This window comes from Dryocola mayonis, assembly GCF_051307045.1.
In the GTDB taxonomy this organism is placed as follows: domain Bacteria; phylum Pseudomonadota; class Gammaproteobacteria; order Enterobacterales; family Enterobacteriaceae; genus Dryocola.
The window spans coordinates 1,618,098-1,631,710 of record NZ_CP150452.1 but is presented as its reverse complement, the minus strand read 5'-3'; the positions used below and the strand labels follow the sequence as shown (position 1 = coordinate 1,631,710).

Below are 13,613 nucleotides of genomic sequence, written 5' to 3'. Positions count from 1 at the left end.
TAATTGCCGCAGGGACGGATGAGAACCCTCGACCGGGTTCGACAACAGGCTTCAGCCTGTTGGACGTCAGGGGCACCTGTGACCATGACGCCCGCAGGGTGAGCGCAGCGAATCAATCCCTCCCTCACCGCCATATTTAAAGAAGAGCCCGCATTTATATGCGGGCTTTTTTTCGCTTAAAATTCATCATCGCTCAAGGCTTAACCGAACGGGCCCGAATGTAAAAATTACGCTTGACCGAATGGAGCTGACTCCCTATAGTAGCGCCCCGTTGCCCCCGTAAGCGGGTGACAAAAACAATATGGTGAGGTGTCCGAGTGGCTGAAGGAGCACGCCTGGAAAGTGTGTATACGGCAACGTATCGAGGGTTCGAATCCCTCCCTCACCGCCATATTTAAAGAAGAGCCCGCATTTATATGCGGGCTTTTTTTTCGCATGTTGCACACGCAGGGACGGGTGAGAACCCTCGACCCGGGTTCGACAACAGGCTTCAGCCTGTTGGACAGCGGTGGCATTTATGTCAGCGCTGCCCGCAGGGTGAGCGCAGCGAATCAATCCCTCCCTCACCGCCATATTTTATAAGAGAGCCTGAACTCACGTTCGGGCTTTTTTATTGCCCGTAATTGCCGCAGGGACGGATGAGAACCCTCGACCGGGTTCGACAACAGGCTTCAGCCTGTTGGACAGCGGTGGCATTTATGTCAGCGCTGCCCGCAGGGTGAGCGCAGCGAATCAATCCCTCCCTCACCGCCATATTTTATAAGAGAGCCTGAACTCACGTTCAGGCTTTTTTATTGCCCGTAATTGCCGGAGGGACGGATGAGAACCCTCGACCGGGTTCGACAACAGGCTTCAGCCTGTTGGACGTCAGGGGCACCTGTGACCATGACGCCCGCAGGGTGAGCGCAGCGAATCAATCCCTCCCTCACCGCCAGCGCTATTTTTTGCGCTGATACTTTTCCGGCAGAGGCGGTACCGGCCGCCTGTCGTCAATTAAGTGCAGAATCGTAAGCAGCGGATGGCGAAACAGCATCCTGTGTCCTGCCCAGCGCATGATTTTTTTCATCTCTTCGCGCCGGGCGGGCTGATAGCAGTGCACGGGACAGTGTTTACAGGCGGGCTTTTCTTCGCCGAAAACACAGCGGTCGAGCCTTTTTGAGGCGTAGGCGAAGAGTTCCTGATAGTGCTGCGGATCTTTATCCGCCTGCGGATGACTTTGCTCATAGAGCCTGAGCATCTTCTGAATGGTTTTTTTCTCTCTCTGAATGCGTTTTTCTGACATAGCCGATACCTGAAATGGATGAACGTCCGGCGCGACGGGCGAAATTAAATTGTATCTATAATACATGTTATGGGACGCATTTGTACAAACAAGGCGGTGAACTACACAGAGAACGTGGGGACAAGAAGAAAGCCTGAATTTGCACCCAGGCCGTTATATGTTTTAGCTACAGGTCGCTGAAGGTTCCCAGCCGATACCCGCGTTCAGCAATCGCATATTTCAGCGATGCGCACGTCAGCACATCCAGTTCGCTCAGCCGTGGATAGCAGTACTTGCTTGCCAGAATGGTGTTATCAATAAAAGAGGGATGGCACATGACCTCAAGAGATTTTTCTTCGCGGGCCATAGCGCGATCCAGGGTGTCCAGAAACAGCTTTTGGGTAATGGCTTCGCCGTAGAAACCGCTGTCGAAGCCCTGAGTGCTTTTTGCCCCACGCAGCGCCAGCCCGCCCTTCCTTATTTCATCACGATCGATGCGCATGGCAACGCCTTTTTCCTGCGCAAAGGCTTCTACGAGAGGGAAAATCTGCGGGATCATATGCACATGGTGATGGCTGTCGAGATGGGTCGGCGGACGGCCGAAAAGCCTGATAAAGCACGCAAACTGGCCTTCCAGCTCCTGCCGGATTTCGGCAAGCGGCAGCGTGCCCGCCTCCGCCATCTCCCAAATCCATTTTCCCAGCTCGCCCTCGCCGCGCGTCAGGCCCGGCAGCGCGCTAAGCGGACGCCCAAGCGTCAGCACAAAGTGCATGCCTACGGCCAGCTTCGGGTGTGCCCGGCTCAAAGCCGCCGCGTGTTCGATACCCGCCGCGTTCATCATCGCCGTCGTCGAGGTGACGACGCCATTGCTGAAGGCTTCGATGATGCCGTAGTTCTGCGCCTTGCACAGCCCAAAATCATCCGCATTCACGATCAATAACTTGTCCATAAGCGCTTCCTTTAAAGCGCCTTCCCCCGCGGGGAAGGCTCGGGCCGTTGGTTATTTCAGCTCGGCAATGGTCTGCGCGAAGTTAGGCAGCAGCGCCTCGTGCGCGAAGAGCATATCGCGCGCAAGTTTTTCCGCATCCTTATCGGAGTGGATAAGCGGGCTCAGGTTAAGCGCCAGCAGCACGTCGTTGAGCTTACCGCTTAATGCGGCTTCGCTTGCGGCAATCTCAAAGCCTTTGATGGTGTAAATAAGCCCGAGGACTTTTTCGTCAAAGTGGGTGATACGCGGCGTTGGCGTCGCCCCGTCGCGCCCAATGGTGCAGGTCATTTCGATAGCCCAGTCGGCCGGGATATTATCGATATGGCCCTTATGCGGGAAGTTAACGTAATGCTCGGTCTGCTTGTCATTGTAGATAGCGCTGATGACCTCGCAGGCCGCGTCCGAATAATAGGCCCCGCCGCGCAGCTCAAGCTCTTTTGGCTTCACGTCCAGCTCAGGATTTTTGTACAGTTCGAAAAGCTGCTTCTCTACTTTCTGCACCACCGTCGCGCGCGCGCCGCCTTTGTAGAACTCGCCCATTTCAATGGCCAGCATCTCTTTGGGCTTAAAGTAGTAGAGCAGATAGGAACAAGGAATAAGGTTTAAAGAGCGCAGCAGCCCTTCGCTGAACGGCAGGTCAAAAATGTTCTTCACGCCGCTCGCCTTCAGCGTGCCGGAGGCGACGCCGTCGAGCAGTTCGGCAAAGCGGGATTCGCCGTTAACCAGCACGTCTTTGATAAACACCAAGTGGTTGAGCCCGAAAAGATCGATCGACAGATCGTCGTGCGGCAGCACCTTCAGCACGTCCTGGATAAACATCTTCATGCCAACCGGAATATTGCACACGCCGATAAACTTCTTAAAGTTTGTATGGCGGAAGACCGCTTCGGTCACCATGCCGGCCGGGTTGGTGAAGTTTATCACCCAGGCGTTCGGGCAAATCTCTTCCACGTCTTTGATGATGTCGAAAATCACCGGAATAGTGCGCAGCCCCTTAAACAGCCCGCCCGCGCCGTTGGTTTCCTGGCCCAGATAGCCGTGGCTCAGCGGGATGCGCTCGTCGAGCTCACGCGCTTTTAACTGCCCTACCCGCAGCTGGGTGGTGACAAAATCCGCGTCGGCCAGCGCCTCGCGGCGATCGAGCGTTTTGTAGAGCGCAATGGGCACGCCCGCGCGCTCCACCATGCGCAGGCAAAGATCGAAAATAATATCCTGCTTTTCCTTCCCGGCTTCGACATCCACCAGCCATAATTCGGTAATCGGCAGCTCGTCGTAACGCTTAATAAAGCCTTCAAGTAATTCCGGGGTATAGCTGCTGCCGCCGCCGATGGTGACGACCTTCAGTTTTTTGCTCATAGGAACTCCCGTACAATATTATTGCACTGCAAATTAAAGACTGCGATATAAGTGAATGAGTGAAGATTAATTAAACAAAACCACATTCATTCACATACAGGCTAATTGATGCTACACAACTGCTTGCGGTAATGCTTCGGCGTGAATGAGGTAATCTTTTTAAAATTTTTAATAAACATGCTCGGGCTGCTGTATCCTGATTCAAAAGCAATATCGGTGACCGAGTAGTTTGTTATCTCCAGCTGTTTCTTGGCAAAATCAACGCGTATTTCATTAATGATCTGCATCGGCGTTTTGCCATAATGGCGCTGGGTGGCGCGGGTTAAATACTCCTGCGACTTTCCGGAAAGCGCCACCATATTCGCCAGCGCCTTATCGCCAAACCGCGACTTGTCATGCATCTTTTCAACGGTAACCTTCAGCCAGACAGGAATATCCGTTATAACCTCTGACTCCCGATGATGGCGCAGCCGGTTGACGACATAAAAGGTCACCACTTCCAGAAACTCGTTAAACTCGCCGTTTCTGAAGTTCAGCGAAGCGATCGCTGATTCAATATAATTAAGAAACTCGCTCTTAATTTGATAAACCTGCGATGCCACAAACCTCGGCGGTAATAAAGGTAAATAGTGCTGTTCAAAAAAAGCCTTGCTGATGCCGACGTTTAATATTCTGGTGGCGCCAAACTCGTAAAAACTTTGATGATGCGAGCCCAGAGGGATAAATACAAAATCGCCTCGCTCCAGCAGCACTCTTTTGCCATTTATGTCCTGATAATATCGCCCGGTAAGAACGACGGTGAACTCGTAATAATCATGCTCATGCAGGCCGGAGACGCTTTCCACTTTGTTGTAGATAAAAACGTGGAAATTTTGACCGTCGAAGAGTTGATTTTCGCGTGCTGTCTTGATTTCCATGCTCAATACCGGTGGCTGCATTATGACTCCATACGTTATTTTATTTTTTCATGTAGCTCAATGAGTTCCGTCACGAGTTCGCGCGCAAGCATGGAGGTCATCAGATGGTCCTGGGCGTGCACCAGCACCAGGCTCACCTTGGTTTTGCCTTCGCCCTCATCGCCTTCAATCAGCCTGGTTTGCACCAGATGCGCTTCGTTTAGCGCAAGGCGCGATTTGGTCATCAGGTCGCGGGGCCTGTTCAAAATCGCCCTCTTTGGCCTTTTTCAGCGCCGCATAGGCCAGGCTGCGCGCCTGCCCTGAGTTGATGATCAGTCCCATCACCACTTCTTCGAGGTCCTGCACTGCTTCTGTTTCAACAGCGTTGTCTAAATCAAACATTTTTATCTCCTGCATGCGATCGGTTATTGCCGGGGAGGATGCGCTTCCCCGGCGGGGACCAGATTAGAATTTCAACGCGTTAGCGATGTCCTCTTCGCTTTCTTCTTCTTCAATTACCGCCTGCGCTTTGTTAGACAGGATGACAAAAGGTATATAAACCAGCGTCGCTATCCCGAGGTTGAACAAGGCGACCAGCAAGGCGGCAATGCTGCCGTTAGAGTTGAAGAACGCGCCAAGGCCGGTAGGCATGGTCCAGGGGGCAAGGTTAGTCACCGGTGGAATGATGCCCATGGCGTAGGCCGCGAGGGTAATGGCCGCCAGAATCGGCTGTACCAGCACGAACGGGATAAACATGACCGGGTTCATAATGATCGGCAGGCCGAACAGGATAGGCTCGTTAATCTGGAAGATGCCCGACGGCAGCGCAAGCTTCGCCACCTGGCGGTGATCGGCGCGGCGAGAGACGATAAAGATGGCGATGATAAGACCCAGCGTCGCCCCGGAGCCGCCCAGCAGGATGTAGGAGTCGAGCATCGGCTTGGCCCAGAAGTGGAAGGTTTTGCCCGCTTCGAGCGCCGCCTGTACGGAGCCGTACTGATTATAGATAGCGATGTTTTCCAGCGCCCACGGCGTCATGATGCCATTATCAAGCGCGGTCAGGGCCAGGGAGCCATGCACGCCGAAGAACCACAGCAGTGAGTTGAAAATCACGTAGGCCCAGCCGACAACCGCCCCCATCGACGCCAGCGGCGTGGCGATGGAATCCATGATTATCTGGTGGAAGTTGCTGCCATGATTGGCCAGCAGCCAGGAAATAATCCCGAAAATAGACAGGATAATAAAACCCGGAATAAGCGCGGAGAACGATCGGGAGACGGATGTCGGCACGCTATCCGGCAAGGTAATAATCCAGTTACGTCGAATAACGAAGGTGAATAATTCCGCGACAACCAGGCCAATAATAATGCCGGAAATAATATTCTGCCCGCCCAGCCAGTTAGCCCCGACGGCATAAGCTTCGCCGACGCTATAAGGCGTGACGGTCATAAAGGCGGCAACGGATAACAGGCCTGCGGCAAGCGAATCTACTTTACGCTCCTCCGCTAAGGCCATGCCGATAAAAAAGGGAGCCATCAAAGACATGATGCCCAACGTACCGTTGTACACATTGCCGCCGATGGCTTTTAACCCGTTCAGGGTTTCAATAGTCGCGGGGTCTAAGCGAATACCTAACGAATAAAAGAAAGATCCGGCGCCGAAGCTTAAAAATACGTTATTGATAAGAACAAACATTGCCCCCGTCAGGGTTAACGGCATGAGCCTGATAAACCCGTTTTTAATTGCGTTAACGTGGGGCTGCTTTCCTATTTTGACGGCAAAAGGAAGGAGTACCTTTTCAAGTGAATCAATGACTTTACTCATTTGCATTTTCCTTTAATGCCGCCAGCGGCGGCCAGGGTGTGTAAGGTCGTTCTTTGACGGAAAAATAAAACAAAAATTAAAATTAACGGTTTGCTGCTTTTTTGATCGAGGCGACCGCGGCTTTTAACACGCCCAGCCCATCAATTTTGCCGTACATCACTGAATCAATAACTTCGACCGGCTTGCCGGGTAATATTTTTTGAATTTCCGGCTGCATGTAGGCAATTTGCGGACCAAGCAAAATAAGATCCGCCACGCCGCCCTTTTCGCCCGCCAGGGTTTCAGGAAATGCTTCAATAAGCACCGGCACCTCGTATTTCTCGGCCTGGGCTTTCATTTTTGATACCAGCAGTGAAGTGGACATGCCGGCGGAACAAAACAGATAGATGACTTTCTTTTCCATGACGAAACCCTCGTATTCCAGATAGATTGCAGGTGAGACAAATATCCCTCTTTGTCTGACAGGTTGACGGGCCAATAGCCGAAAATATAAAATTACTGATTGTCTCTGCTTGCAAGGAGTATACGGCATGCGGTGAAACGGGGATAATTCTCAGCGGGTAAAAATTGTCTCTCCTTGACTATGCCTTATGACCCTCTTCACATTTCGGGCAAATAATTCGCGCAAAGAAAAAAGCCCAAACCAGGTTTGGGCTTTTCGAATCATTTATACCAGGAATCAGTCGTAGGCGTTTAACGTCCGCTGGCAAAGGGCCGAACGGACACAATCTTGTTTACCGAAACGTACTACGCCTACCATCTCGTCTTCTTCGAAACGCGCCAGCGCATCGCTTAATCCTGACTGTACGCCCGCAGGTAAATCACACTGCGTAATGTCGCCGTTTACGATGACCGTCACGTTTTCCCCAAGGCGCGTCAGGAACATTTTCATTTGCGCTGCGGTAACGTTCTGCGCCTCGTCAAGAATCACCACCGCATTTTCAAAAGTACGCCCGCGCATATAGGCGAACGGCGCAATCTCTACTTTGCCAATTTCGGGTCGCAGACAGTACTGCATGAAAGACGAACCCAGCCGACGCACCAGAATGTCATACACGGGGCGGAAATACGGTGCGAATTTTTCCGCGATATCGCCGGGCAAGAAGCCGAGATCTTCGTCAGCCTGCAGGACCGGACGCGTAACGATTATCCTGTCGATATCCTTATGAATCAGGGCCTCAGCGGCTTTCGCCGCGCTGATATAGGTTTTACCGCACCCCGCTTCCCCGGTGGCGAATATCAGCTGCTTTCTTTCGATGGCGTTAAGATAGTGCTCCTGAGCCTCGTTTCGCGCGGTTATCGGCGAGTTGTCGCGGCAATCCCTCGCCATACCAATAGATTCTACGCCGCTCATCTGCACAAGCGTGGTGACCGATTCCTCTTCACGTTGCCGGTGGCTACGTGAATCTCGTCTTAGCACTCGTTTTGCTTCACGACGAGCCTTGATCACTGCTTTCTGTCTTCCCATGGATGGCACCTTACAGTTGGTTTCACTTCCCGCGTCACGCTGCTGGACGCGATTATGCTGACTAACGGATGAGGTTTGGCTTCCTTGTAAGCCATGAACTGCCGGTTGAGATGATGCGCCAGTCAGGCGACAAGCGCCGCTTAGCGCAACCTTGACACGTTGAGGTGTTATGGAGTCGGGAAATTTAGCGGTGAAGATAGCGAAGCCGGAGGATAAGCCTCCGCGCTGGTTGGTGCGGGTAAGATGTTTTTTGAGCCGTCCAGTACAGGACCCTACCATTCGCGATCTCCAATGTGATTGAACTTCACAGCCGGGAACTACCGCTCATGCTTTAAGTACATCAAAAATTATCTAAAATGCAACATTGATTTTACTTTAAATCAACATAATCGTTCCGCTGCGGGCTGAAAACGTTATGTCACACCTATATTACAGTTTTATATCAACGGGATGCTCATAGCCAATACTGATGGATAATTTTATGCCGAATTGTTAGCAAATGAAAAATTAGCGGCGCAAGGATATCTGTAACGAATGGCGCAGCACCGTCCGGGCCGGGCAAGCGTCAGCGCCACCCGACGATGGCGGTGGATAGCGCCTTCGCCTGTCCACCCTGCAAAACACAACGATCAGGCCTCGATCAGCCCCTGCCCCAAATAATGCTGCTTATCCACCGCGCCCGGCAGAGCGAAGAAATAGCCGCCGCCGATGGGCTTCACATACTCTTCCAGCGCCTCGCCGTTTAGCCGTTTCTGCACGGCGAGAAAACCTTTTTCCAGATCGTGCTGATAGCAGATAAACAACAGCCCCATATCCAGCTGGCCGGATTTGGACACGCCGAGGGAGTAGCTGTAGCCACGGCGCATCATCAGGTTCGCCTGCGTTTCCTTCGTGCGCGGGTTCGCGAGGCGGATATGGGCGTCCAGGGCAATCACGTTGCCGTCCGGATCGCCGGCGTAATCAGGTTCATCGTGCTCGTTGTGCATACCCAGCGGCGCGCCGCTGTGTTTTTCCCGGCCAAAAATCGTCTGCTGCTCTTTAAGCGGCGTACGATCCCAGGACTCCACGTGGAACTGGATGAGACGAATGGCCTGATAGCTGCCGCCGCTGCACCAGGCGGGTTCGCCCTGCTCTTTTGTCACCCAGACGACGTCATCCATCAGCCCGGCGTTGCTGCTGTCCGGATTGGCGGTGCCGTCTTTAAAGCCTAACAGGTTGATCGGCGTTTCCTTGCCGCGGCTGCGCGCCGCGTGGTTGGAAATAAAACCCTCGCGCTTCCAGCGCACGCTTAACAGATCCGGGGTGTGCTTGATGATGTCGCGCAGCGCGTGAATAACCGTATCGGCGGTATTGGCGCAAATCTGCAGCAGCAGGTCGCCGTGGCACAGGCTGGCATCAAGGGAGTCGTTAGGAAAACGCTCCATCTTCTGCAGCTTTTTCGGCTGCTGCGCCCGCAGGCCAAAGCGCTCGTCGAACAGCGTGGCGCCCGCCGACAAAGTGATGGTCAGGTTATCCGGAAAAATCTCCGCGCCGAGGATGCCGGAATCCATCGGCGGCATACGCGGATTCGGCGTTTCCGGCGCCGCGCCGCCGGTAGTGAGGAAATCGAAGCGCGCAGTCAGCAGCCGAAACAGGCGTTCAAGGTCGGCTTTATCCGCCGCCAGTACGTCAAAGGCTACCAGCATCATGGACGCCTGCTGCGGCGTAAGAATGCCCGCCTGGTGCAGGCCGTAGAAGGGCTGCTTTTCCATTCGCGCATCGGGCGGCAGCGTGCCCGGAGACGTTTGCGTGTTTGCCGCATGCGCCACGGGGCAGCCGCCGGTAACGGCGAAGGCGCCCCCGAGGGCGCCCAGCTTTTTCAGTAACTGACGGCGCGCCGGTTGATGCGCGCCTTTGGTACTTTTATCTTGCATATACTTAGTCCAGGCCCAGCACGCCACGCAGCTGGGACAAATCTTCCGCCAGCGCCGTCACCGGCCCTTTTAACGCGTTGCGGTCGGCATCGGTCAGCTTGTCATAGGTTTCATAGCCGTCTTTGGTGCGGTATTTCGCAAGAATGGCGTCCACTTTTTTGAAGTTGGCGTCAACTTTCGCCAGCAGCGGCGCGTTCTCTTTGCTCAGTAAAGGCCGCAGCAGGTTGACGATTTTCTGCGCGCCGTCCACGTTCGCCTGGAAGTCCCACAGGTCGGTGTGGCTGTAGCGATCTTCTTCGCCGCTGATTTTGCTGGCCGCCACTTCTTCAATCAGCCCTGCCGCGCCGCCGACAACTTTGCTCGGCGGGAAGGCCAGCTCGGAGATGCGGGTTTGCAGATCCAGCACGTCGGCGTTTAGCTGCTCAGCGTATTTTTCCATGCCTTTTGTGGAGTTGTCGCCAAACAGCGCTTTCTCGAGGCGGTGGAAGCCGGTGAATTTCGGATCGTTTGCTTTTTGCTCATAATCGTCTTCGCGGGCGTCGATGCTGCCGTCCAGGTCCGAGAACAGCTCAGCAATAGGTTCGATGCGCTCGTAGTGCTGGCGCGTCGGCGCATACAGGGATTTTGCTTTTTCGATATCCCCGGCTTTGACCGTATCGGTAAAGGCTTTGGTGCCTTTTACCAGCTCGGCCACTTCCGCGGTCACGTACGCTTTGTATTCGGTAATCGGCCCGGCGAGCGCCAGCAGGTCGTTCTTCGGCGCCGCCTGCTCGCCGGAGGCTTTCACCACCAGCTTGCCTTTCGGATTGCTGAGCAGGCCGCAGGTCATGTCGTACTCGCCCGGCTGCAGGTTGGCCGTCATTTTTTGCGAGAAGCCCGGCGCGATATTTTCACGCTCTTCGACCACCATCACCCCTTTTAAGATCTCCCACTCCAGCGCTTTCTGGCTGTTGTTGAGAATAACGAACTGGGTCTTACCGGCGTTTACCGTGATGTTCATCGGCTCGCACTGCTTATCGGTAACGGTGACCTTCACCTGCGGAACCTCTGCCGCGTGAGCGGCAAAAGCGGAAGAGATAAGAGTAAACAGCGCAATATTCAGCGCCTTAAGACGAAACTGTGCGGTCATGGCCAATCCCTTTTAAATATAAGTATGTTGTAACTAAGTGACGGGTTCCCGCCACAAACGGGTTAACGAACGCTATTGGTCGCCTGGTTGTGCAGGCGCGGCGGCATGGCGAACAGCACCAGAGCCGGAATCAGGTAGATAAAGTACATCGCCACTTCGCTGACGGTTGGCGCTTCCTGATAGCCGAAGATCCCTTCCAGCAGCGTGCCGGTCAGCGAATGCGTGGAAAGCACGTCGCTGAGATCAAAGGCAATATTCTGGAAATGGTTCCACAGGCCCGCTTCGTGGAAGGCGCGAATCGCCCCCGCGGCCAGCCCCGCGGCCACCAGCAAAATAAACAGGCTCGTCCATTTAAAGAACGCGCCCAGGTTCAGGCGGATGCCGCCCCAGTAAATCAGGAAGCCAAGCACGATAGCCGTGGCCAGCCCAAGCATCGCGCCGAGCGGCGGCATCATGCCCACGTCCTGCTGGAAGGCCGCCAGCAGGAAGAACACCGACTCAAGACCTTCACGCGCCACCGCGAAAAAGACCATCAGGATCAGCGCCCAGCCGTGGCTGCCCGAGCCCTGCAGGGCGTTATCCACCGCCTGCTCGAGCTGGACCTTCACGTTGCGCGAGACTTTGCGCATCCAGAACACCATCCAGGTAAGGATCGTCACGGCGATAACCGCCACTATGCCTTCGAACAGCTCCTGCTCTTTTTGCGGGAACTCGCCGGTGGTTTCGTTGATGAAAATCCCCAGCGCCAGGCATAAAGCGGCGGCCGCCACTACGCCAATCCACATTACGCCAATCCATCGACCGCGTTGGGTGCGCTTTAAGTAGCTGGCGATCAGGCTGACGATCAGCGCCGCCTCCAGACCTTCGCGTAACATGATGAGAAACGGAACAAACATTCCTGACACCTCGATTGTGAAATCAGGTCAAATGACGTAAAGAAGAGTAAACCAGAACGATAGTGATTATCATTACCGTAAAAGGAAAAACAAGAGGATTGTGAAGTTAATTATCTCGGGATGTAAAAAAGGCCGGGAAGCCCGGCCCTGAAAGGCAATTTATTCTGCCTGCAGCCTTGTTGGCGGCGCGGAATGATAAACATCATCCGCCTCGGCAAAGCGTTTTTGCATGGTGGTGGAAGGCGCTTTACCCAACAGGCTCACCACTACGATGCCGATGCTGGCGAAGATGAATCCGGGGATGATTTCATACAGGCCCAGCCACGCGAACTGTTTCCAGACGATAACCGTCACCGCACCTGTAACCATACCGGCAAGCGCGCCGTTACGGGTCATGCGCGACCACATGACGGAGAACAGAACGACCGGGCCGAACGCCGCGCCGAAGCCCGCCCATGCGTAGCTCACCAGGCCCAGCACGCGGTTTTCCGGATTGGCCGCGAGGGCGATGGCGACCAGCGCCACCACCAGCACCATCGCGCGTCCTACCCATACCAGCTCTTTCTGACCCGCGCCTTTGCGGAAGAAGGCCTTGTACAAATCTTCGGTAATCGCGCTGGAGCAGACCAGCAGCTGGCAGCTCAGCGTTGACATTACCGCCGCCAGAATCGCCGAAAGCAGCACGCCGGCAATCCACGGGTTAAACAGCAGCTGCGCCAGTTCAATAAATACGCGTTCGCCGTTCTGGTTAACGGCGTCGGCCTGTGCGGGGTTGTTAGAGAAGTAAGCAATGCCGAAGAAGCCCACGGCGCACGCGCCTGCCAGGCAAAGGATCATCCACGTCATGCTGATGCGGCGGGCGTTTACGATGGTGTGGTGGGAATCCGCCGCCATAAAGCGCGCCAGAATATGCGGCTGGCCGAAATAGCCAAGGCCCCAGCCCATCAGCGAAATGATGGCGACAAAGTTAAGGCCCTTGAGCATATCGACGTTTTCGATGCTTTTCTGCTTGATGACCACAAGCGAGTCATCCAGACCGCCGACGGCCAGAATCACCATCACCGGGGTGAGGATCAGGGCGAAAATCATCAGGCTGGCCTGCACGGTATCGGTCCAGCTCACCGCAAGGAACCCGCCGACGAAGGTATAAATGATGGTAGCGGCGGCACCCGCCCACAGCGCGGTTTCATAGCTCATGCCGAAGGTGCTTTCAAACAGGCGCGCCCCCGCCACAATGCCGGATGCGCAATAAATCGTGAAGAACAGCAAAATAACGACCGCCGAGATAATACGCAGCAGGCGGCTTTTATCTTCAAAGCGGCCGGTGAAATAATCCGGCAGCGTCAACGCGTTATTGTTTACTTCGGTATGAACGCGCAAACGGCCCGCCACCAGCTTCCAGTTAATATAAGCGCCAACGGTTAAACCAATTGCGATCCAGCTTTCAGAAATACCGGAGAGAAATATCGCGCCGGGCAACCCCATTAATAACCAGCCGCTCATATCAGAAGCGCCGGCGGATAACGCGGTCACCAGGCTGCCCAGACTGCGGCCGCCGAGAATATAATCATCGAAGTTTTTGGTTGAGCGCCAGGCGATAAACCCTATCAATATCATGCCAAAGATATAAACAAGGAAAGTCACCAGCATTGGTGTACTCATGGTCATGCAAGTTCTCCAGATTTGTTTACCGGTTTTTTTTATAAGAAATAAACCGTTGTTGCCTCACCGGAACGAAGTGCGGCTTGTTGTCGTGTCAGTTCGCGACCGTATCCTGCAGGAAGCCGGTATTATTCACAAACGATTTAACACGGCATTCACAAGAAATTCACCCCACAAAAAATACCTTTTTCACGGAGGTTGCACTCGCTCACGCTTTTTG

At 54.2% G+C, this 13,613-nt stretch carries 11 protein-coding genes, 1 tRNA gene, 1 other RNA gene and 1 pseudogene; 2 read left to right on the top strand and 12 right to left on the bottom strand.

What is annotated here, in order from left to right:
- Nucleotides 1-303 precede the first annotated feature (303 nt).
- Both WLO32_RS07885 and WLO32_RS07880 read left to right on the top strand, forming a co-directional pair.
- Nucleotides 304-391 (top strand) — tRNA-Ser (locus tag WLO32_RS07885).
- 44 nt (nt 392-435) lie between these two features.
- A non-coding RNA gene (locus WLO32_RS07880) (RtT sRNA) lies at nt 436-572 on the top strand.
- Between the two features lie 365 nt (nt 573-937).
- Here WLO32_RS07880 and WLO32_RS07875 read toward each other — a convergent pair.
- The 12 genes and pseudogenes from WLO32_RS07875 to putP form a co-directional block, all read right to left on the bottom strand.
- Nucleotides 938-1,282: a nitrous oxide-stimulated promoter family protein gene (locus WLO32_RS07875; RefSeq protein ID WP_435947843.1), complete on the bottom strand. Its 345-nt coding sequence runs from the start codon at nt 1,280-1,282 to the stop codon at nt 938-940.
- A 166-nt stretch (nt 1,283-1,448) separates the two neighbouring features.
- Nucleotides 1,449-2,210, bottom strand: coding sequence for a chitin disaccharide deacetylase (gene chbG, locus WLO32_RS07870; protein WP_435947842.1), 762 nt, complete (start codon nt 2,208-2,210; stop codon nt 1,449-1,451).
- A gap of 51 nt (nt 2,211-2,261) precedes the next feature.
- On the bottom strand, nt 2,262-3,605 hold the full coding sequence (locus tag WLO32_RS07865; protein WP_435947841.1) for a 6-phospho-beta-glucosidase: 1,344 nt from the start codon (nt 3,603-3,605) through the stop codon (nt 2,262-2,264).
- Nucleotides 3,606-3,706: 101 nt separating this feature from the next.
- Entirely contained in the window at nt 3,707-4,543 is an 837-nt protein-coding gene (gene chbR / locus WLO32_RS07860; RefSeq protein WP_435947840.1) for a transcriptional regulator ChbR, read from the bottom strand.
- Between the two features lie 14 nt (nt 4,544-4,557).
- Nucleotides 4,558-4,903 (bottom strand): annotated as a pseudogene (gene chbA, locus WLO32_RS07855) (PTS N,N'-diacetylchitobiose transporter subunit IIA).
- 63 nt (nt 4,904-4,966) lie between these two features.
- Complete coding sequence (chbC, locus tag WLO32_RS07850; RefSeq protein ID WP_435947839.1) at nt 4,967-6,325, bottom strand: PTS N,N'-diacetylchitobiose transporter subunit IIC; 1,359 nt, start codon at nt 6,323-6,325, stop codon at nt 4,967-4,969.
- Nucleotides 6,326-6,407: 82 nt separating this feature from the next.
- The gene (locus tag WLO32_RS07845) at nt 6,408-6,728 is read right to left on the bottom strand and encodes a PTS sugar transporter subunit IIB (RefSeq protein ID WP_435947838.1); all 321 of its coding nucleotides are present in this window, start codon (nt 6,726-6,728) and stop codon (nt 6,408-6,410) included.
- 276 nt (nt 6,729-7,004) lie between these two features.
- Complete coding sequence (phoH, locus tag WLO32_RS07840; protein ID WP_435947837.1) at nt 7,005-7,793, bottom strand: phosphate starvation-inducible protein PhoH; 789 nt, start codon at nt 7,791-7,793, stop codon at nt 7,005-7,007.
- 629 nt (nt 7,794-8,422) lie between these two features.
- Nucleotides 8,423-9,706, bottom strand: a complete 1,284-nt coding sequence (efeB, locus tag WLO32_RS07835) for an iron uptake transporter deferrochelatase/peroxidase subunit (protein ID WP_435947836.1) — start codon at nt 9,704-9,706, stop codon at nt 8,423-8,425.
- Nucleotides 9,707-9,710: 4 nt separating this feature from the next.
- Entirely contained in the window at nt 9,711-10,835 is a 1,125-nt protein-coding gene (gene efeO, locus WLO32_RS07830) for an iron uptake system protein EfeO (RefSeq protein ID WP_435947835.1), read from the bottom strand.
- Nucleotides 10,836-10,897: 62 nt separating this feature from the next.
- Nucleotides 10,898-11,731: an iron uptake transporter permease EfeU gene (efeU, locus tag WLO32_RS07825; protein ID WP_435947834.1), complete on the bottom strand. Its 834-nt coding sequence runs from the start codon at nt 11,729-11,731 to the stop codon at nt 10,898-10,900.
- A gap of 159 nt (nt 11,732-11,890) precedes the next feature.
- On the bottom strand, nt 11,891-13,399 hold the full coding sequence (gene putP / locus WLO32_RS07820; RefSeq protein WP_435947833.1) for a sodium/proline symporter PutP: 1,509 nt from the start codon (nt 13,397-13,399) through the stop codon (nt 11,891-11,893).
- Nucleotides 13,400-13,613 lie beyond the last annotated feature (214 nt).